24 protein-coding genes, 2 tRNA genes and 1 riboswitch are annotated in these 19,842 nt (G+C 46.1%); of the genes, 25 read left to right on the forward strand and 1 reads right to left on the reverse strand.

The window, feature by feature from the left end:
- The first annotated feature begins 91 nt into the window (after positions 1-91).
- The 8 genes from BLU30_RS05305 to BLU30_RS05340 all read left to right on the forward strand — a co-directional run bounded on the left by BLU30_RS05305 (position 92) and on the right by BLU30_RS05340 (position 7,287).
- Positions 92-583 (forward strand): COG2426 family protein, encoded by a 492-nt coding sequence (locus BLU30_RS05305; RefSeq protein WP_090244309.1) that lies wholly within the window; start codon positions 92-94, stop codon positions 581-583.
- A 1-nt stretch (position 584) separates the two neighbouring features.
- Positions 585-1,382: a Cof-type HAD-IIB family hydrolase gene (locus BLU30_RS05310; RefSeq protein ID WP_090244202.1), complete on the forward strand. Its 798-nt coding sequence runs from the start codon at positions 585-587 to the stop codon at positions 1,380-1,382.
- Between the two features lie 20 nt (positions 1,383-1,402).
- Complete coding sequence (locus tag BLU30_RS05315) at positions 1,403-2,614, forward strand: aminopeptidase P N-terminal domain-containing protein (RefSeq protein ID WP_242873519.1); 1,212 nt, start codon at positions 1,403-1,405, stop codon at positions 2,612-2,614.
- A 79-nt stretch (positions 2,615-2,693) separates the two neighbouring features.
- Positions 2,694-2,789, forward strand: a riboswitch (SAM riboswitch).
- Positions 2,790-2,889: 100 nt separating this feature from the next.
- Positions 2,890-4,068: a methionine adenosyltransferase gene (gene metK / locus BLU30_RS05320; RefSeq protein ID WP_090244204.1), complete on the forward strand. Its 1,179-nt coding sequence runs from the start codon at positions 2,890-2,892 to the stop codon at positions 4,066-4,068.
- A gap of 167 nt (positions 4,069-4,235) precedes the next feature.
- The gene (gene ftsE, locus BLU30_RS05325; protein WP_090244206.1) at positions 4,236-4,922 is read left to right on the forward strand and encodes a cell division ATP-binding protein FtsE; all 687 of its coding nucleotides are present in this window, start codon (positions 4,236-4,238) and stop codon (positions 4,920-4,922) included.
- Positions 4,891-5,829 (forward strand): permease-like cell division protein FtsX, encoded by a 939-nt coding sequence (gene ftsX / locus BLU30_RS05330; RefSeq protein ID WP_242873521.1) that lies wholly within the window; start codon positions 4,891-4,893, stop codon positions 5,827-5,829. The genes ftsE and ftsX overlap by 32 nt, the downstream gene beginning before the upstream one ends.
- Before the next feature lie 14 nt (positions 5,830-5,843).
- On the forward strand, positions 5,844-7,097 hold the full coding sequence (locus tag BLU30_RS05335) for a murein hydrolase activator EnvC family protein (protein WP_090244210.1): 1,254 nt from the start codon (positions 5,844-5,846) through the stop codon (positions 7,095-7,097).
- Positions 7,098-7,211: 114 nt separating this feature from the next.
- A tRNA-Thr gene (locus tag BLU30_RS05340) sits at positions 7,212-7,287 on the forward strand.
- 578 nt (positions 7,288-7,865) lie between these two features.
- On the opposite strand, the gene BLU30_RS05345 is transcribed toward BLU30_RS05340, so the two are convergent.
- On the reverse strand, positions 7,866-8,069 hold the full coding sequence (locus BLU30_RS05345; RefSeq protein WP_090244212.1) for a hypothetical protein: 204 nt from the start codon (positions 8,067-8,069) through the stop codon (positions 7,866-7,868).
- Positions 8,070-8,274: 205 nt separating this feature from the next.
- Between BLU30_RS05345 and BLU30_RS05350 the strand changes: the two genes are divergently transcribed.
- The 17 genes from BLU30_RS05350 to msrB all read left to right on the forward strand — a co-directional run bounded on the left by BLU30_RS05350 (position 8,275) and on the right by msrB (position 19,799).
- Positions 8,275-8,457 carry a type II toxin-antitoxin system HicA family toxin gene (locus tag BLU30_RS05350; RefSeq protein WP_090244214.1) on the forward strand — a complete coding sequence of 61 codons (183 nt, stop codon included), beginning with the start codon at positions 8,275-8,277 and terminating at the stop codon, positions 8,455-8,457.
- A gap of 34 nt (positions 8,458-8,491) precedes the next feature.
- Positions 8,492-8,902: a type II toxin-antitoxin system HicB family antitoxin gene (locus tag BLU30_RS05355; RefSeq protein ID WP_090244216.1), complete on the forward strand. Its 411-nt coding sequence runs from the start codon at positions 8,492-8,494 to the stop codon at positions 8,900-8,902.
- A gap of 133 nt (positions 8,903-9,035) precedes the next feature.
- A tRNA-OTHER gene (locus BLU30_RS14210) sits at positions 9,036-9,107 on the forward strand.
- Between the two features lie 88 nt (positions 9,108-9,195).
- Positions 9,196-10,002 carry a DUF2238 domain-containing protein gene (locus BLU30_RS05360; RefSeq protein ID WP_090244217.1) on the forward strand — a complete coding sequence of 269 codons (807 nt, stop codon included), beginning with the start codon at positions 9,196-9,198 and terminating at the stop codon, positions 10,000-10,002.
- A gap of 105 nt (positions 10,003-10,107) precedes the next feature.
- The gene (rho, locus tag BLU30_RS05365) at positions 10,108-11,841 is read left to right on the forward strand and encodes a transcription termination factor Rho (RefSeq protein ID WP_242873520.1); all 1,734 of its coding nucleotides are present in this window, start codon (positions 10,108-10,110) and stop codon (positions 11,839-11,841) included.
- 110 nt (positions 11,842-11,951) lie between these two features.
- Positions 11,952-12,161, forward strand: coding sequence for a 50S ribosomal protein L31 (gene rpmE, locus BLU30_RS05370; RefSeq protein ID WP_090244219.1), 210 nt, complete (start codon positions 11,952-11,954; stop codon positions 12,159-12,161).
- 43 nt (positions 12,162-12,204) lie between these two features.
- On the forward strand, positions 12,205-13,065 hold the full coding sequence (gene prmC / locus BLU30_RS05375) for a peptide chain release factor N(5)-glutamine methyltransferase (RefSeq protein ID WP_176770834.1): 861 nt from the start codon (positions 12,205-12,207) through the stop codon (positions 13,063-13,065).
- Between the two features lie 80 nt (positions 13,066-13,145).
- Positions 13,146-13,703 (forward strand): elongation factor P, encoded by a 558-nt coding sequence (efp, locus tag BLU30_RS05380; protein WP_090244224.1) that lies wholly within the window; start codon positions 13,146-13,148, stop codon positions 13,701-13,703.
- A gap of 5 nt (positions 13,704-13,708) precedes the next feature.
- On the forward strand, positions 13,709-14,158 hold the full coding sequence (locus BLU30_RS05385) for a CD1247 N-terminal domain-containing protein (protein WP_090244226.1): 450 nt from the start codon (positions 13,709-13,711) through the stop codon (positions 14,156-14,158).
- Positions 14,159-14,169: 11 nt separating this feature from the next.
- Complete coding sequence (locus BLU30_RS05390) at positions 14,170-14,514, forward strand: Asp23/Gls24 family envelope stress response protein (RefSeq protein ID WP_090244229.1); 345 nt, start codon at positions 14,170-14,172, stop codon at positions 14,512-14,514.
- A gap of 61 nt (positions 14,515-14,575) precedes the next feature.
- Positions 14,576-15,058: a transcription antitermination factor NusB gene (gene nusB / locus BLU30_RS05395; protein WP_090244231.1), complete on the forward strand. Its 483-nt coding sequence runs from the start codon at positions 14,576-14,578 to the stop codon at positions 15,056-15,058.
- Complete coding sequence (locus BLU30_RS05400) at positions 15,055-16,014, forward strand: Kae1-like domain-containing protein (protein ID WP_090244233.1); 960 nt, start codon at positions 15,055-15,057, stop codon at positions 16,012-16,014. The genes nusB and BLU30_RS05400 overlap by 4 nt, the downstream gene beginning before the upstream one ends.
- 3 nt (positions 16,015-16,017) lie before the next feature.
- A complete protein-coding gene (gene xseA / locus BLU30_RS05405; RefSeq protein ID WP_090244235.1) occupies positions 16,018-17,211 on the forward strand; it encodes an exodeoxyribonuclease VII large subunit in 1,194 nt (397 codons plus the stop codon).
- A gap of 1 nt (position 17,212) precedes the next feature.
- Positions 17,213-17,440 carry an exodeoxyribonuclease VII small subunit gene (xseB, locus tag BLU30_RS05410; protein ID WP_090244237.1) on the forward strand — a complete coding sequence of 76 codons (228 nt, stop codon included), beginning with the start codon at positions 17,213-17,215 and terminating at the stop codon, positions 17,438-17,440.
- Positions 17,433-18,332 (forward strand): polyprenyl synthetase family protein, encoded by a 900-nt coding sequence (locus tag BLU30_RS05415; RefSeq protein WP_090244239.1) that lies wholly within the window; start codon positions 17,433-17,435, stop codon positions 18,330-18,332. Before xseB ends, BLU30_RS05415 begins: the two co-directional genes overlap by 8 nt.
- Before the next feature lie 11 nt (positions 18,333-18,343).
- A complete protein-coding gene (locus BLU30_RS05420; RefSeq protein ID WP_090244241.1) occupies positions 18,344-18,700 on the forward strand; it encodes an ArsR/SmtB family transcription factor in 357 nt (118 codons plus the stop codon).
- Between the two features lie 136 nt (positions 18,701-18,836).
- Positions 18,837-19,799, forward strand: coding sequence for a peptide-methionine (R)-S-oxide reductase MsrB (msrB, locus tag BLU30_RS05425; protein ID WP_143024206.1), 963 nt, complete (start codon positions 18,837-18,839; stop codon positions 19,797-19,799).
- The last annotated feature ends 43 nt before the right edge of the window (positions 19,800-19,842 follow it).

A 19,842-nucleotide genomic window follows, 5' to 3' on the forward strand; every position in this document is an offset into this window, starting at 1 on the left:
CCGATACAATGGGAAAGCATTCGTTTTAGAATGCCAATTATTCTTATCTTACCATTTTATGGAAAAGAAAACAACAAAGGAGATTATCCGAATGACACAATCGATTATTAATTTTTTTGCATTTTTCCCAGACTGGCTGGAGATTTTTATCATTTCGATGATTCCTGTGGTGGAGCTGCGTGGTGCCATCCCATGGGGAGATTTGGTTTTACGCATGCCTTATTTGCAGACCTTTTTACTGGCGTGGCTTGGGAGTATTGTACCGGCGCCCTTCATTTTAAAATTCCTGCCGGCGGTGCTGAATTGGATGCGGGGCACAAAAATTTTTGGACCCTTTGCCAATTGGCTCCATACAAGGGGAATCAATAAATCTAAAAAGATTACCCAATACAAATTCTGGGGATTGATGATTTTTGTAGCCATCCCCCTGCCGGGAACCGGCGTATGGACCGGGTGTCTGGCAGCCGCCCTTATTGAAATGGATTTTAAGCAGGGAATGCTTTCTGTGGCATTGGGTTCTGCGGTTGCCGGGGTCATTATGACGATCCTATGTGCCATGGGATTGGCTGCTGTGGGGGCTTAAAATGATTAAGCTGTTAGCCTTAGATTTGGATGATACCCTTCTGACTTCAGATAAACGGGTAACGGATGGTAATCGACAGGCACTTCTGGCGTGCTTAGATCAGGGCATACATGTGGTTACAGCTAGCGGGCGGTTCAATGAATCCCAATTGGCTTTTATCCGGATGATCAACCTTGGGTTGGAAAAAAATCCCCATTTAGGGGATGGCGGCGGCACAATCTTTAATGAAGATGGGATTCTTGAGATTATGGGGGCTTTTCCCCGAAGGATTTATGCCGCTGTGCTTAAGCGCATACGGGAAATTGGACTGCCTTGCTATGTGACCAATGGCGAGAATGTGTATTACGATATTGCAGAACAGCCTCTGCGCAGCATCTATAATCAGGCCAAGGGAGCGCGGCGGGATTATATCTTTCCCATTGATGATTTAATGGCAGTAAAAAACCCCATGAAATTCGTCTTTGCCTTTACCTCCGAGGAAGAGCTGGCCCGCATCCAGGAAATCCAGCATCCGGGGACCATTAACTTTAGTGCGGGGCGTAACCTCCGGGAAATTACCATGGTGGATATGAACAAATTAAATGGCCTAAAGGAAATTGCGAAAATCTATGGGGTAGAGCTATCAGAAATTGCCTGCTTTGGCGATAGTGAAAATGACATTCAGATGCTTGAAGGCGCTGGATTAGGATTTGCGGTGGCCAACGCCATGGAAAATGCGAAGGCAGCGGCGGATATCGTTGGAGAAAAAACCAACGATGAGGACGGAATCGCCTGGCTTATCGAGCGATATATTTTATGATGCAATAGGAAGAAGGTTTGATGATGGCATTTCATGCAGCATTTTACGCGGGAAATCGGCAGCGTCTGGGGGATAAAATGACCCCAAATAGCATCGCACTGTTTTTTTCAGGATGGTCTGTGGTGCGCTCTGGTGATGCGGACTATCCCTTTTTTACCAATAATAATTTTTATTATCTGACAGGCATTACCGATCCAGAAGTCACCTTGGCCATTGTCAAGGCTGGGGATGGCGAATTATCCTGCCGTCTCTTTATCAATGAGGTGGACCCCCTTTTGGAAAAGTGGGTGGGAAAAAAGATTCGTAGGGAAGAAGCTACTCAGATTTCCGGAATCGATGAGGTGGATTATCAAAATCACTTAGCCCATTGGCTGGAGGACCGGACAGAAACCTGTCTTTACCTGGATTCAGAAGTTCCGCCACATCAGAAAAGGAATATTGAAACAGCGCTTACCGGGTGGTCTGGTTCAGAATCTGCCGATAGTGCCCCTCTTATGCAGTCCCTGCGCAATATCAAGCAGGATGTAGAAATCGAGGCCCTTCGTCAGGCCATTGCCATGACTGCAGAAGGGATTAAAGCCATCCGACAGAACCTGAAGCCCGGGATGATGGAATATCAGGTACAGGCGGTGTTTGAATATGCCATTGCCATGGCCGGCGCTCAGAGCGTCTCCTTTGACACCATCGTCGCTTCGGGTGTCCATGGGCCAACCCTGCACTATGTTACAAACCAAGACTCTATTGGCCAGGATGATTTGGTTTTACTGGATTTAGGAGCCCGGTACGAGGGCTATTGCGGGGATATCAGCCGGACACTGGCGGCCTCTGGTCATTTTACAAAGGATCAGGAACGGGTATACACATCGGTATTAGAGGCACAAAAAAAACTCATTACCCTGTATACTCCGGGGCGGCCCATGACCGAGATTCAGGAGGCCGCTAAAGAGCTGCTTTATGAAAACTTAAGCCGTCATGGTATCGAGCCGCCAGATGGTGATATCGGTCAGTACTATTACCATGGTGTTGGCCACCCCCTGGGATTGGATACCCATGATTTAGGGCGGCAGCCAGGCATGGTCCTTGCCCCTGGAATGGTGATTACCTGTGAGCCGGGGCTATATTTGGCCGATTACGGAATTGGCGTACGCATTGAAGATGATATACTCGTCACCGCTCAAGGCCCCGTTAATCTGTCCCCTCAAATTCCCAAGGAATTGGATGAAATCCAATGAAGCCTCATCGAATTTAATCCTTAAGGGACTTGACAAAAGAGTCGTCCATGATTAAGATATTAAGCAGTAATTGAATATTTACCTATCCAGAGAGGCAGAGGGACAGGCCCGATGAAGCCCGGCAACCAGCAAATGCATGGTGCCAATACCTGCAGTAAAACTGCGATGATGGGATGACACAAAAGGGTCCCGTTTTCCAATGGGGCCCTTTTCGTATAAACGAATGAATTCCAGGTAAACACGCGATTACAAAAATAACAACATAAGGAGTGTTTATGAAACGTTTATTTACTTCTGAATCCGTAACCGAAGGGCATCCGGATAAAATTTGTGACCAGGTTTCTGATGCGGTCTTAGACGCTATTTTAGAACAAGACCCCATGGCCCGGGTAGCTTGTGAAACCTCGGTATCCACTGGTCTCGTTTTAGTCTCCGGTGAGATTTCCACCCATTGCTATGTCGATATTCCAAAGGTGGTCCGGGAAACCATTCGCGGCATCGGCTACGATCGGGCCAAGTACGGCTTTGACTGTGATACCTGTGCCGTGCTGGCATCCATTGATGAGCAATCTGCGGATATCGCCATGGGCGTTGATAAAGGTCTGGAAGCCAAAGAAGGCGAAGTCGATGATATCGAGCTGGCCACCGGTGCGGGAGATCAGGGAATGATGTTTGGCTACGCCTGTGACGACACCCCGGTTTATCTGCCAATGCCCATCTATCTGGCCCATAAGCTGGCCCGGAAGCTTTCAGAAGTCCGTAAGGATGGTACGCTAACCTATTTACGGCCTGATGGGAAATCCCAGGTCACTGTGGAATACGAGGATGGTGTACCGGTGAGAGTGGATACCGTGGTTATTTCAACCCAGCACGATGCCGCTGTGGATCTTGCAACCATTCGCAGAGATTTGATTGAGAACGTCATTAAGCCTGTCATCAGTGATGACTTAATGGATGAAAATACCAAAATTTTTATCAATCCCACCGGGCGTTTCGTTATTGGTGGTCCCCAGGGGGATGCTGGTCTTACCGGCAGAAAGATTATTGTGGATACCTACGGCGGAATGGGGCGTCACGGCGGCGGTGCATTCTCCGGGAAGGATCCGACAAAGGTTGACCGCTCCGCCGCTTACGCGGCCCGTTATATTGCTAAAAACGTTGTGGCCGCTGGATTGGCTAAGAAATGTGAAGTCCAACTGGCCTATGCCATCGGTGTCGCTAAGCCGGTCTCCATTTATGTCGATACCTTTGGCACGGGAGTTGTAAGTGAAGAGGATATAGTTAATGTGATTCAAAATCATGTTGATTTAAGACCTGAAGCTATAATTCGTAATCTTGGTTTGCGCCAACCCATTTACAAACAGACGGCGGCATATGGCCATTTTGGAAGGGATGATATTGAGTTGCCCTGGGAAAACACGGATTTAGTGGATGTTTTCAAGGAAATCTTATAAAAGTCACAGCTGATATTTTCGTAAAAAATTATGCTCTGGAAGAACTTCAGGGCATAATTTTTTTTGAAAAAAATTCACTTTATTAAGGACATTATATCGTTTTTCGGTTATAATCATACCAAGAATCGGTCAGTGACGAAAAGACTGACTAGTAAGGATGTATTAAGATGATTGAGTTTATTAATGTAACTAAAACTTATGAAAAAAATGAAAAAGACGCATTAAGGGATATCAATCTTTTCATCGATAAAGGAGAGTTTGTCTTCCTGGTGGGGCGAAGCGGTGCCGGGAAATCGACATTCATCAAATTATTGCTGAGGGAAATCGAAACCACCCAAGGTGTGGTTAAAATTAAAAACCATGATATTTCCAAGCTTTCTAAAAAGGAAATTCCATATCTGAGACGGAAACTCGGCGTTGTTTTCCAGGATTTCCGCTTGCTTGAAAATAAGAATGTGTATGAAAATGTGGCTTATGCTATGGAAATTATCGGTCGTCCAGAGCGTAAAATTCGGAAAAAGGTTCCGTTGGCTTTGGAAATGGTCGGGCTATCCCATCGAATGTACCATTATCCCCATGAACTTTCCGGTGGGGAGCAGCAGCGTGTGGTTATCGCCCGGGCGATTATTAATAATCCCAGTATCCTCATTTGTGATGAACCCACAGGAAACCTTGACCCAGAGACCTCCAAGGATATTATGCGGATCTTGCTGGAAATCAATCGTCATGGCACGACGGTGGTTGTTGTTACCCATGATAGTGAAATGGTGGATGTTATGCAAAAGCGTGTGCTTACCTTAGAGGGAGGCTGTCTAACCAGTGATGAAAGGGGCGGATACACCAATGCCCAATAGTCAGTGGCGTGCGATGTCCCGGTCGGTGATCCGGGATACCGCCAACAGTATCAAGCGGAACAGCCTCATGAGTTTGGCGTCGGTTTTTTCCATCATGGCGGCGCTGGTCATTCTCGGCTTCTTCCTCATTCTCACCATTAATATCAGACAGGCCACGGCAAATGTAGAATCAGGATTAGAGATAAAAGTGTTTTTGAAGCAGGATGTAACGGAAGCGGATAAAACAACCATTGAACAAGGTCTTCGCAGCAGTGACATGATTGCAAGTGTAAAATTTGAAAATAAGGATGAAGCCCTGAATAATTTTTCAGGCCAATTAAGCAGCTATTCCAGTTTGTTATCCTCCTTTAATGCAGAGAACAATCCCATGCCGGAATCTTTTGTAGTAACGGCAAAGAATGCAGAGGATATGGCTACCATTAAAACCTATGCCGAGGGATTGAGCTCTACGGGGATTGAATACGTTAAATACGGCGAAGATTATGTTACGGCACTAACGAATTTTAACCACTTTGCCAATTTAATGAGTATTGTTGTCACGGCGGTTTTATCCGTTATTGCTTTACTGCTCATTTACAATACCATTAAAATTACCGTTTTTGCCAGGCGTAAGGAAATCGGTATTATGAAGTATGTTGGCGCAACCGATGGCTATATTCGAATCCCCTTCGTACTGGAGGGTACCTTCTTAGGGATTATTGCAGCGGTGGTGGCCTTGCTGGCGCTACGCAGTGGATACTTCTTCGTGTTAGGCTTTTTAAGCGGCAATTCGTTGCTGTCCATCACCTCAACCTTAGCCACGCCTGGAGCAGTGGTGGGGCAGTTGTCATTCTTTTTCATTGTGTATGGTGTGGTAATTGGTGCCCTGGGGAGTATCTTTGCCATTCGGAAATTCCTTGATGTATAATATTTGGAGGAAACATGAAGCATTTAAAACGACTTGGATTTATTTTTACCTTTTTCTTTTGCCTGACCATTATTGCAACCTCTGTGGCGGCAGCAACAGAAGATGAACTGAATCAACAAAAAGCAGAGGCTACCCAGAAGAAAGATGCTGCTCAATATCAGGTGGATATGACCCAGACCACCATTGATGGCATCACCGCAGAAATTAATAAGGCCAATGAACAGATTACCTTGTTAACCACGAAGATTAATGATTTGGACAGCAAAATTAGCGATTTAAGCACCCAGCAGAAGAATGCAGAGGACGAGTTACAGAAAGCAGAAGCAAAGCGTGACCAGCAGCAAAAAGAGTTAGAAGAGCGGCTTCGCGTGATGTATATGTATGGCAATGAAGGCTATATGGAGGTTCTCTTTTCTGCAACAGATTTTGGGGATTTGATTTCCAAGGCCGATATGGTCGCTTCCATTGCTCAGGCCGACCAGGATTCAGCAGCACAGCTGGAACAGACCCAGAAGGAAATCGAAAAGAAAAAGGCAACCATCGAAAGTAATAAAGCCCAGACGGAGTCGGCTAAGGCAGAGCAGGAAACACTTCTGAGCCAACAAAACGTTATTAAGGCTCAGCAGGATGAGTTATTGGCAAAAAATAACGCCATTATTGAAGAATACAAAACAGAAGTGGCAAAGCAGAATGCAGAAATTAAGGCGGCTGAAGATAGTTTAGCTAAAATTGCAGCAGAAAAAGCGGCGGAGGTAGAGCGTCAGCGCCAGGCAGAAGAAGCTCAGCGCCAAGCTGAAGCCGCGGCAAATAATAGCTCATCATCCAGCAGTTCGGACAGTAGTAGCTCCTCCGGAAGCTCCAATGCGGCATCCTCTTCAGGTTACATCTGGCCAAGTGATTGTTATATTATCACAGATTATTTTGGTTATCGAGAATCTCCTGGTGGTATCGGGAGTACGAATCATCAGGGGTTGGATATCGGCGCATCCTACGGGACACCGGTCTACGCCGCTGCCAGTGGGGTTGTCACCCTGTCACAATATTGGGGGGGCTATGGTAATGCGGTTATGATTGCCCATAATGATGGTTATACCACCCTGTATGGACATAACAGCGCCCTGGCCGTATCCGAGGGGGATTATGTCAATCAGGGCGATGTCATCGCCTATGTGGGGAGTACTGGGAACTCAACGGGTGCCCATATCCACATTAGCTTTATCGATAGCAACCAAAATTACGTGGATCCCCTTAATTTCCTTCCCTATTAAGCACGATGGAATGAAAAACGGTGCTTTCTTTCGTTGAAAGCACCGTTTTTATTATTGACGGCACCTGTTTTTTCTGTTATTATTTAATCTGCATCCGAAAGAATGTGGATATTTGCTGGGATGGCACAGTTGGTAGCGCAATTGATTCGTAATCAATAGGTCGGGGGTTCGAATCCCCCTCTCAGCTCCATCAAAAAAGTAGCGGAAACCCTTGATATTCAGGGCTTTCCGCTTTTTTTATTTATCACTCAAGTGTTGAGTGTGCGTTCTCTAAAACCCTCAGAATCTGGCGTAATCTGGGGTAAAAAGTTGCCAAAAAGTTGCCACGGCACTTTTTTTAGTAATAGGTCAAAGTCCTTAGTTTTCAGTGCCAGTAGTTCTCCGCGGCGCAGACCTGTTTTTAGGATGATAAGTGGCCCTAATCCGTCTTTATGTGAGACTGCGGCTGGATGGCCTTTTGTATTTCTTCTGCGTCATATGGCTCATTTACCTTTGGCGCAATATCTTTTTTCTTTTTCATTGCGGCACACGGATTTTTCACGATATAATCTTCTTCGATGGCGTATGAAAAAAATGGATTTAACTGTGATTTGAAGTTTGTTAACCATAGATGGTGATAATCCCCTGCTTGCTTATAAAAAAGTCGTCGATATGGCGCTTTGAGATGGTTTGAATGAATGGGTGGCCGAAGGATTGGCTGAGATGCCTAACGAAAAGATCGTATCCGATGTAAGTGCTTTCTTCGCAGCTACCTTCCTTTAGTCTAAGCTATTCCTCGGCAATATCGGAGAAGGGAATGGGGACCTCGTGATTTCGGGATTGCTTTCTTGATAATTCATAGGCCATCATCTTTTGTTTAAGTTCTTTTTTACTTTTACCAGAAAACCATTTATAAATCGGTTTTCCGGAAATCGGATCTGTTCCGATTGTTATTTTTCCGCGTCTCCGGGTTTCTGTTTTTTTTGAAGTCATTATACGTATCCTTCATCCAAAACAACCTAAAGAATTATACCGTCAAACAGATGTGTCAAGCCTTGAAATTCGCAAGAAGCACTTATTATGAGGCTTTAGTTCGTGTCCCTTCAAATAATTCCTTGAGTACGTATAAAATATAAGTATAAAACACTTGACGTACGCATGAATTATAAGTATGATATCCTTATAAGGAGGCCAAGCGATGACCGCAAAAGAAATCATCAAGCGATTAAAAAAAGAAGGTTGGAAAGAGGTCAATACAAAAGGTTCTCACATCCAATTTTCGCACCCACAGAAAAGTGGGAAAGTCACCGTACCAAATCATTCCGGTGATATCAAAAAAGGCACGCTGAATAGCATCCTTAAACAGGCTGGGTGGAAATAACCACTCGGCTACCATTTTGAAGGAGGAACGCAAAATGAGAAAAGTAACTTATTTGGCTGTATTAGAGCCGGGCGAAGGCGATTATAGCGTGTATTTTCCAGATATTCCGGGATGTGTTTCTTATGGTGAAACACTCGAAAAAGCTCTGGAAATGGCACAGGAGGCCCTTGAACTCCACGTTTATGGAATGGAAAAAGATGGCGATCCACTGCCTGAAGCATCAGGTCAATTGTCTGGAGAAGATACCGACGGAAATATCGTGTCACCTATTTCTATATTTCCAGATCTGGTGAGAATGGAAATGGATAATCGTCGAGTTAAAACGAATGTTACAATCCCTTCTTGGCTCAAAGAAGAAGCGGAAGCGAAGGGAGCCAATTTTTCGCGTATGCTTGAAATGGCGTTGGTGGATTATGTTGGAGTACGAGAACACCGAAGAATGTAAAATTTAAAAAAGACTGTTTTACCGTTAGATTCTATGCTATACTAAATTGCAAGTTTGTATGAATAACTATACAACTACAACGAAAAATTGAAAATAAGATTTGGTTGCCAATTTGTTGCCGAAAGCTTCAAAAGCTATGGAAATAAGCTATTTTCAATTGATTCGTAACAATAGGTCGGGGGTTCGAATCCCCCTCTCAGCTCCATCAAAAAGTAAGCGGAAACCCTGCTAATTGAGGGCTTTCCGCTTTTTTATTTTCGTTAGGTTGGGTGGGGTTTTAGAAAGGGAAGAGCATGGATAAAAAAAATAAAGCGGCCAGGGAACAAGAGGAACGTTTTGAAAAGAGGGTAAAGGCGTTTGTCTATGTCATCCTCCGGGTTGCAGTCATCGGGGTGATGATTGCGCAAATTTACAACCAAAATTGGAATAATGTATTTCTTTGTGTACTGACTTTGGTCTTGTTCATGATTCCAACATTTGTTGATAAGCAGCTTCACATTGAATTACCAACAACCCTAGAAGTGATTATTGTCATTTTTATTTTCTCAGCAGAAATTCTTGGGGAAATTCAGGAGTATTACCTGATTTTTGAACATTGGGATGCTGTGCTTCATACCATCAATGGCTTTCTAATGGCCGCCATCGGATTTTCCCTTATTGATATTCTTAACCGGAACGAAAATGTTACCTTTAACTTAAGCCCGGCTTTTGTCGCTGTCTTTGCTTTCTGTTTTTCGATGACCATCGGTGTTTTATGGGAATTTTATGAATTTTTTATGGATATGATGTTTAAAACGGATATGCAAAAGGATACCTGGCTGCCCTGGGTCAGCTCGGTGTTTCTTAACCCGGATGGGGCCAACGTGGCCGTGACCTGGGATATTAACAGTGTGATGATTAATGGGCAGGAGTGGCCTGGATACATTGATATCGGGCTGATCGACACCATGAGCGATTTATTTGTCAATTTTGTAGGTGCTGTCGTTTTCTCCATCTTTGGATTGATTTATATTAAAAACCGGAAGGAAGACAGCTTCGTCACTCGCTTTATGCCCAGGCTAAGACGTAAACGTGCCGCCAGCGAAGAAAACATCGAATAACCTTTTTGACACATTGTGAAAACTATGATAATATTTTGAATATATCTTCAAAATATTTTTCATAGTTTTTTCTTTTCTTTAAAGAATTCTCGGATGGAGGTTCCCTTGGATCAAGCAAACATAAGTAAAAAAACAGTGGCGGAACTGCGTCAGGAAGCAGAAGCCCTGGGAATTAAAAAAATTAGTCGAATGAAAAAGCAGGAATTGGTCGATGCTATTCTAAATGAAGGACAAGCGGTGAAGGCTAAGTCAGAGCTGCCAGTAGAACCACAATCCACTAAGACAGAACCAGAAGTCAAAAATGAGGAGAGTGAGCAGACCACCAGTGGGTCTTATAAAGCACGGGAAAATAAGGAAAGAAAACCTAAAAAAGGCATGAATAACAAGGGGAAGGGCCGCAATGGCGGCAATAACCGTTATGCCAAGATAAAGGATAATATACAGGACGCGGTGGAAATTGAAGGACCGGTAGAAGTGTTGCCCGAAGGCTTTGGGTTTATTCATCGTGGGGATAATGAGCTGCCCATTTATGTTTCTGGTTCACAAATCCAAAAGTTCAAACTGGTAACGGGTGACATCATCGGTGGGAAGGTACGCCCTCCTAAAACAGGGGAAAAATATGCGGCGATGCTATTTTTGGAAATCGTTAATGGGACGCCGACAACCGAAATTATTGAAAAAATGAACAGCTTGATGTACACCGAGGATAAAGAAGACATGGACCGCTATAAGCGGACTCAATGGGGAATCCTGGATATCAACTCCGAGGGCTTTGGTTTTCTAAGGACCAATAATTATCTTTCTGGCGAAAAAGACATTTATGTGGCGGCTAACCAGATTCGCCGTTATAATCTGCGAACCGGGGATAAGCTGGAGGGAAGAATCCGAAAACCCAATGAAGGTGAAAAATATGATGCACTCTTATATGTGGAACGGGTGAATGGCGATTTGCCCGAAACCGTGACCCATCGTCCAAAATTTGAGCGGTTAACACCGATTTTCCCCAATGAGCGCATTACCTTAGAAACTCTTTCGGATGTGGTATCCACCCGGATGATTGATTTGTTTGCGCCAGTGGGGAAGGGTCAGCGTGGGATGATTGTGGCGGCACCGAAAGCGGGGAAAACGACCCTTCTCAAGAATATCGCCCTGGGAATTACAAAAAATCATCCGGAGATTGAGCTCATTATTTTACTGGTGGATGAGCGTCCGGAAGAAGTGACGGATATGAAACGCTCGGTTCAGGCTGATATTGTCTTTTCAACCTTCGACCAGCCCCCGGAAAACCATATCCGCGTTGCAGAAATTGTGTTGGAGCGCGGGAAACGTTTGGTTGAACAGGGGAAGGATGTTGTCGTTCTGGTGGACAGCCTTACTCGACTGACCCGGGGAAATAATCTGGTGATTGCGCCATCAGGACGGACATTGTCCGGGGGATTAGATCCCGAGTCTTTATATTTTCCAAAGAAGTTTTTTGGATCAGCCAGAAAAATTGAGCATGGCGGTAGTATGACGATTTTGGCCACTGCCCTTATTGATACAGGGAGTCGTATGGACGATATTATTTTCGAGGAATTTAAGGGAACGGGGAATATGGAGCTCCACTTAGATCGGGAATTAGCAGAGCGGCGCGTATTTCCAGCCATCGATTTACATAAATCCGGAACCCGCCGGGAGGATAAGCTGCTCAGTAATGAGGAGCTGAAGGTAACTTATAATATTCGTAAAAGCTACGCTTCCACCAGTGCCATTCAGCTGACGGATAAGGTGATTAATACTTTGGAGCGGACGGATAATAATGAAGAATTCCTTAAAATGTTCCTTAAAAAGAATTCTTAAAGATTTTCAAAATAGGAATTGCCTTTTAGCCCGTTGTTTGCTATACTAATTAAGTTGTTAGAATACAAAATGATAATAATCAATACAAGATACGAAATGAGGTGAATTTGATGAAGGAAGGTATCCATCCTAAGTATGGCAAAGCAATCGTTAAATGTGCTTGCGGAAATACTTTTGAAACTGGTTCCGTCAAAGATGAACTGAAAGTGGAAATCTGTTCTGCTTGCCATCCCTTCTTTACAGGGAAACAGAAGTTGGTCGACACCGGCGGACGTGTAGAACGTTTCAACAGAAAATTTGGTTTAAAGAGCGAAGAGTAAGAGTCGGTTTAACCGGCTTTTTCTTTTTGTTACAATGAAAAAAATGATGACTATAACAGATGCTTTAAAAAAAGCGGTTTATCAATTCAATAAAGCAGAGATTCCTCAGCCCCGTTTGGAAGCAGAAATTTTATTGGATGCGGTCCTTGGTTGTGGCCGAGTATACTTTTACAGCCATCCGGATCATCCCCTTACCGAGGAGGATGTTGAGGGATATGAGGCCCTGATTCAACGTCGCTGTGCCCATGAACCCACGGCTTATATTTTAGGTAAGAAAGAATTCATGGGGCTCGATTTTATCGTCAGTCCAGCGGTACTGATTCCCAGGCCAGATACAGAGACCGTGGTCAATGCAGCCTTGGCACAAATACCAGGGAATGGGCATGGGATAAGGGTGTTGGATTTATGCACGGGTTCTGGAGCCATCGGGCTGTCCATTAAAAAATACCGACCAGAGGTGGATATTGTCCTGGGGGACATCTCCCCGGGGGCCTTAGCCATTGCAACAGAAAATGCCAATGCCCTTGGGCTAAAGGCAGAGCTTGTTCAGAGTGATTTGTTTGACAATTTACAGAACCGGCGGTTTCATCTGATCGTTTCCAATCCACCCTATATCCCGAGGGAGATACTTCTTGGCTTAGCATTAGATGTTCAGGGATTTGAGCCGCACCTCGCGTTAGATGGTGGTAATGATGGCTTTGAACTTTATAATCGGATTATCCAGGGGGCACCAAACCATCTGGTGGATGGCGGCCGTCTTCTATTTGAAGCGGGGGATGGCCAGGCTGGGGACTTAGCCCAGCACATGGTAACGGCCGGCTTTACCATTGATACCGAGGAACGGGATTTAATCGGGGTCCTTCGGGCTGTTGGTGGATATAAAAACTCCTATAAAGAACAGTAAAGCGTTTGAGTTTGAAAACGAGTTGTGCTATTATAAATAATATAGAGAATTATGCGTATTTAAATGGAGGTATAGAATAGATGATTTCAGCAGGAGAATTTCGTAAGGGTGTCACTTTTGAAATGGACGGTAATGTGTTTGTCGTGGTGGATTTCCAACATGTCAAGCCTGGAAAGGGTGCTGCTTTCGTCCGGACAAAGTATCGCAATGTCATTACTGGGGCCATTCGGGAAGAAGCATTTAACCCCAACGACAAATTCCAAAAAGCCCACATTGATACCAAGGAAATGGAATATCTGTACAGTGATGGTGATTTATACTATTTCATGGATTCGGAAAGCTATGAACAGATTCCCCTGAATTTTGAAGTGGTTGAAGAAGCCCTTAAATATTTAAAGGAAAATGACACGGCAACCATTAAGTTCTTCAAGGGTGAAGCCTTCTCGGTTTCAGCACCCAATTTTGTTACACTGCAGATTACCAAGACGGAACCAGGCTTTAAGGGGGATACCGCTACGGGTGCCAACAAGCCTGCAACAGTGGAAACCGGTGCAACCATCACGGTACCGCTATTTGTAGAGGAAGGAGATACGATTCGTGTAGATACCCGTACTGGGGAATACATGGAACGTGTATAATTACGATGAAGTATATTCAAGAAAAGGTCTCTTACCTAAAGGGGCTGTCTGACGGGCTGGGCTTGGATGACAGCACCAATGAAGGCAAGGTCATCCTTAAGATGTTAGATGTTTTGGATGATATTACCGATGCCCTCGACGGTCTCATGGAAGCCCAGGATGAACTCGAAGATTATGTGGAGATGATCGATGATGATATGACGGACCTGGAGGAGTACATCCTGGAGGACGATATGGCCTTCGCCGATGAAGATGACGAGTATTATGAGGATGACGATGATTTGTACGAAGTCATCTGCCCCAGCTGCGGATCAGCTTACCTGACGGATTTTGAATCCTTCGAAGAGGATGAGGTATTCTGTCCGGAATGCGGGGAACAATTCAAATTGGAAGAAAAGGTTGTAGAAGAGCTGACCCATGCCGATGGGTGCCAGTGTGGGCAGCATCACGAATAGGTGGTGATAACATGAATGAAAATCCCAATGTACAATCAAAGGAAGTATCCAATGAAATGATTTGCTCCATTGCAAATCTGGCCGCTTTAGGTGTTGATGGTATTGAAAAGATGTTCATGCGGATTTCAGATGAGCTTATTGATGCTTTGAATCCGTCGGCAGTGTCCAAGGGTGTCAAAGTCGTTGAATACGAAGAAGGCTACACAATCGATATCCACGTCATCATGCGCAGTGGTGTGGATATTGTGAAGGTTGCCAAAATGGCCCAGATCAAGGTGAAGGAATCCGTGGAGATTATGGCTGGAAAGCAGGTCTCCCAAGTCAATATCCATGTGAAGGGCAGCGGAAAATACTAAAGCTGAGAAGGTCGCAGGCATACTCTTGCGGCCTTTTTGAACGTTATTGAGAGAGTGAAAAATGTCAGATAAAAAAAGTAAGATGGGAAGAACCCAGGAACGTGAACAGGCCCTCCGTGGGATATTCCAAATACCCTTTCACGGAGAAGGGCGGGATGTGGAGCGCTGTATTGAGCGCTTTATGGAAGGCGATGCCGAAGTAAAATCGGAAGATAGCATTCCCGGTGAGACGACTGGTTTTGCCGAAGGGATCATTATGGCGGTTCTTGGGAATCGGGACACCATTGATGGTTATATTCGAAAATATCTCAAAGAAGACTGGGCCCTGGATCGTCTCCCCAATGCGGAAAAGGCTATTTTGCGCCTGAGTATCGCAGAGATGCTCTATATGGAAACCCCTAAGGAAATTGCCATGAATGAAGCCATTGAGTTGGCCAAAAAGTATGGGGATGAGGACAGTACAAAGTATATCAACGGTATTTTGAATAATTTTGCCAGTGACAATATATTGAAGAAAACCCAAAAAGGGGATGGGGCAGAATGACCCCGTGCTTTCTGGGGATTGACACCAGTAATTATACCACATCCATTGCCCTGTGCGATGAGGTTGGACAGCTTCTTTCGGATCGCCGTCAGGTATTAACGGTCAAGGCAGGGGAAAGGGGACTTCGGCAATCCGAGGCATTGTTTCAGCATGTCCGAAATCTTCCGGAAATGCTGGAGGCCCTGGACTTCAGCCAAGCACAGGTAACGGGAATTGCGGCTTCGGTCTCCCCTCGGCCGGTGGAGGATTCCTATATGCCTGTTTTTCGGGTTGGCAGCGGCCAGGGGCGTGCCTTAGCCCATGGCCTGGGGATTCCCTTTTTGCCTTTAAGCCATCAGGAAAATCATATTCGGGGGGCAATGTACGGGTGTGGGATTGAGCTGGATCGCCTTACTTCTCCCTTTTTATCCGTCCATTTTTCAGGTGGAACCTCGGAAATTCTAAAGGTCACCCCCAGGGAAATAGGATATGATTGTGAAATCCTTGGAAAGACCTTGGATTTAAACAGTGGGCAGCTTATCGATCGCATCGGTGTCGCCATGGGGCTGGGCTTTCCTGCAGGGAAGGCATTGGAAGCCCTGGCCAGTCAGGATGTGGACCATCAATTCACCATTTCTTCCCGGGTAGAGGGACGAAATTTTCATTTCTCGGGCCAGGAAAATCAGGCGCTGGCATTATTAGAGAGCGGCGCACCCCAATCAGCGGTGGCCTATGCCCTGTTTCGCTCCATTGGGAAGACCCTGGAACGGGCTGTCCGGGCATCGGCCCAGGCCGAGGGGATCCGACAGGTGGTATTTTCCGGAGGGGTCATGGCCAATGGCATCGTGAGAAAGACCATTGAGCATCGCTTGAAGGGCAGTGGGATGGAACTGTTTTTTACAGATCCCCGGTACGCTACAGACAACGCGGTGGGACTGGCCTTACTGGCGTGGGAGCATTATCGACAGGAGAAATAAAACATGGAACGAAATTTGAGTGTGAGCCAGGTCAATCATTATATCAGCACGCTTTTGGAAACGAACAGCGTGTTAAAACGCATGACGGTGACAGGGGAAATCTCAAATTTTAAGCGTCAGGGCTCTGGTCATCTCTATTTCTATCTCAAGGATGCAGGCAGCCGCATCAGCTGTGTGCTGTTTAAAGGAAATACCCGAGGTCTCACATTTCTGCCTGAGGATGGGATGAAGGTGGTGGTCCGGGGGAATATTTCGGTCTATGAGCCCAGCGGACAGTACCAGCTGATGGTGCGGACTATGGAGCCCGACGGTCAGGGTGACTTGTTTCAGCAATTTGAAGCTTTAAAGGAACGGCTGGCTAAGAAGGGCTGGTTTGATCCAGAAAAAAAGGCGGGGCTGCCCGAGGTCATTAAGCGGGTGGGGGTCGTTACTTCACCAAGTGGGGCGGCAATCCACGATATTATTTCAGTGATTACCAGACGGGATCCGGGGGTGGAAATCCTCCTCTGTCCCACTGTGGTACAGGGAGATGGCGCGGCTCTTTCCATTGCTTCCGCCATCGATCAACTATGTGATCTGGGGGACATTGATGTCATTATCGTTGGCCGCGGAGGCGGGTCCATGGAGGATCTGTGGGCCTTCAATGAAGAGCCCGTAGCTGAGGCTATCCACTTTGCCGATATCCCCATTATATCGGCGGTGGGCCACGAGACTGATTTTACCATTGCTGATTTTGTGGCGGATTTCCGGGCACCAACGCCATCGGTGGCTGGAGAAATGGTAGCCCAGGATATCCGGGAGCGGTATCAGGTGCTGGCGGCTTACCGTCTGCGCTTGACCGAGGCTATGATGGGGTCCCTTAAACGCCATCGCCAATGGATGGAGGCACTGTCCTACCGCATAGCAGCGAAAAATCCTGGTAGCGTTCTGGAGAAGGAGCGGTTGAACCTCGCTTATCTTGAGAGCCGTCTTATAAGTGGCATCCATTCTGTCTTACAGGAGGAACACCTTCTGTTTTCCGGATTTCGGGAGCGGATGGGCGTATTGGATATTCGCGCAACCCTGGAGCGGGGCTTTGTCATCGTCAGAGATACCAAGGGGCAACTGGTTCGAACCCCGGGGAATCTCGAGCCTGGAAGCCGGCTTAAGCTGACCTTTGCCGGGGGTGACCTGACTGTTATTGTATCGGAGGATTGAGATGGAAAAATTAACGTATCAAACAAAGATAAATCGTTTGGAGGAAATTACCATAGCCCTGGAACAGGGGGATTTGGCACTGGAAGAATCCCTGGCCAGCTTTGAAGAGGGAATGGCGCTACTGAAGGCCTGTGAAAAGGAGCTGGATGCTGCTGGACATCAGGTCATGATTCTGACAGAGTCGGATGAAGAAAAACCTTTTATGGAGGAGATGAAGTCCAATGAGTGAATTTTCTGAAAAAATGAAGACCTTGGCAGCAGAAGTCGAGGAGGAATTAACCGCCTGCTTCATGGAGCAGTTTGATTCGCCGGATATCATTATCAGTGCGATGAAGTACAGCCTTTTTGTCGGTGGTAAACGCCTGCGCCCTGTTTTAATGAAAGAGACCTGTCGTTGCCTGGGAGGGGATTCTCAGATGGTCGTTAAATTAGCCTGTGCTCTGGAGATGATTCATACGTACTCGTTGATTCATGACGATTTACCGGCCATGGACGATGATGATCTCCGTCGGGGTGAGCCGACAAACCACAAGGTCTATGGTGAAAGCATTGCTATTTTAGCAGGGGATGCTTTGCTGAATTATGCAGTGGAAACAGCTCTGGCCGGGGTACCTAATAGCGAAACAGAGGCCATGACCCGCTATATTCGGGCCCTTCAGATTCTGTTTTATGCTTCAGGTGTCAATGGCATGATTGGGGGACAAACCGGGGATATCCTCTGTGAAGAGGATGGTGAGGTTACGGAAGAAAAGCTGGCTTACATCCATGCCCATAAAACCGGGGCCCTCATTAAAGCATCGGTTTTATGTGGTGCTGTCATCGCTGGGGCGAAGCAGTCGGAGCTGGCGGCCCTTGAGGATTATGCGGATGCCATCGGTTTGGCCTTCCAAATTGTAGATGATATTTTAGATGTAACCGGGACTGAGGAATCCCTTGGAAAACCCATTGGGAGTGATGAAAAAAACCATAAGACGACCTTTGTATCCCTTTATGGTCTGGCATCTTCAGAAGTCAAGGTTGGTGAGCTCGAGGTACGGGCACTGAAAGCACTGGATTGTCTGGACCACGATACCACCTTCCTGCGGGAATTAGCCACATATATTTGCACCCGGGCAAACTAGGACGGTGGACGATGAACACGGAACAGCACGATTCAGAGGCGATCTCCCGGGTCCGGGAGGAAATGATCAAGCCAGAATACATCACCGGTCTTTCCACCTTTTTTAAGGTAATTGGGGAAGAGAGCCGGGTAAAAATTATCTATGCCCTTTCGATCCAGGAAATGTGCGTGGGCGATTTGGCCGAGGCACTCACCCTTTCCCAATCTTCAGTTTCCCACCAACTGAAACTTTTAAAGCTCAACGGTCAGGTGAAATCCCGCCGAGAGGGAAAAAATATATATTATTCTTTGGATGACCATCATGTGGTGGGAATTCTAAAAGAATCCCTTAACCATATCATCCACAAAATGGAAGAGGGCTGCTTATAATATTGAGGGAGATAAGACCATCATGGGTAGCTTATCTCCCTTTTTTGCGAAATGAGTCACATTCCGTTCGTCCCCTCCTCCCGTTATTCTTTAGATTTCCATGTTAATATAGCACCAATGACAAAGGAGGCAGAATATGGAGACGAAAGGATTAAAAATAATTTTTGCTGGTGGCTGTTTTTGGGGATTGCAAAAACTGATGGATGGTTTGCCGGGCGTTTTAGAAACCCGTGCAGGCTACGCCAACGGAAGGGGAGCGGCCGATGCCCAGTATGAAAGGGTGTGCGGCGGGGAAACAGGGTTTAAAGAAGCTGTTGAGGTAATCTATAACCCCTTGAAAATAGCCCTGGATACGCTGTTGTCCGTTTTTTTTGAGGTCATTGACCCGACGGTGGCGGATCGCCAGGGGAATGATGTTGGGCATCAATATCAAACCGGGGTTTATTATCTTGACGCGGCACAAAAAACTGCTGTGGAAAGGGCAGCGGCGGAGGTGGCGGCTGGGGGAAAGCCCTTTATGGTTGAAATTGGGCCCTTAGAAAATTTTTATCCCGCAGAGGAATACCATCAGCATTATCTCGATAAAAATCCGGGTGGGTACTGCCATATTTCCTTGGAAAAAATGGCAAAAGCCAGGGATTTAGCATCTCGTTTAAGTCGTTTTGTAAAGCCATCGGAGGAGACCCTTCGCCATACTCTGGATGAAATGCAGTACGCTGTGACTCAAGAGGATGGAACTGAGCCCCCCTTTTCCAGTCCTTTGTGGGACGCCGACAAACCAGGTATTTATGTGGATGTGGTAACCGGGGAGCCCTTGTTTTCCTCAAAGGATAAATTCCAAAGTACCTGTGGCTGGCCCTCCTTCTCTGCACCCATTGCGCAATCAGGCGTTACCGAACAGCGGGATCATCGCCACGGTATGGTCCGAACAGAGGTTCGCAGCCGTAGGGGGAATTCCCACTTGGGACATGTATTTCGGGGGAGCGCCGAGGGCCCACAGGGTGTTCGTTATTGTATTAATGGGGCGGCTCTGCGATTTATTCCTTTAGATAAGATGGTTGAGGCAGGGTATGGTGACCTGGTAGATGCTGTTAGATAATCCCGGACTTTCTTATTTTGCATGGTTCGTGGTATACTAGAAA

Origin of the sequence: Eubacterium barkeri, assembly GCF_900107125.1 — a bacterium.
Classification (GTDB): domain Bacteria; phylum Bacillota; class Clostridia; order Eubacteriales; family Eubacteriaceae; genus Eubacterium_O; species Eubacterium_O barkeri.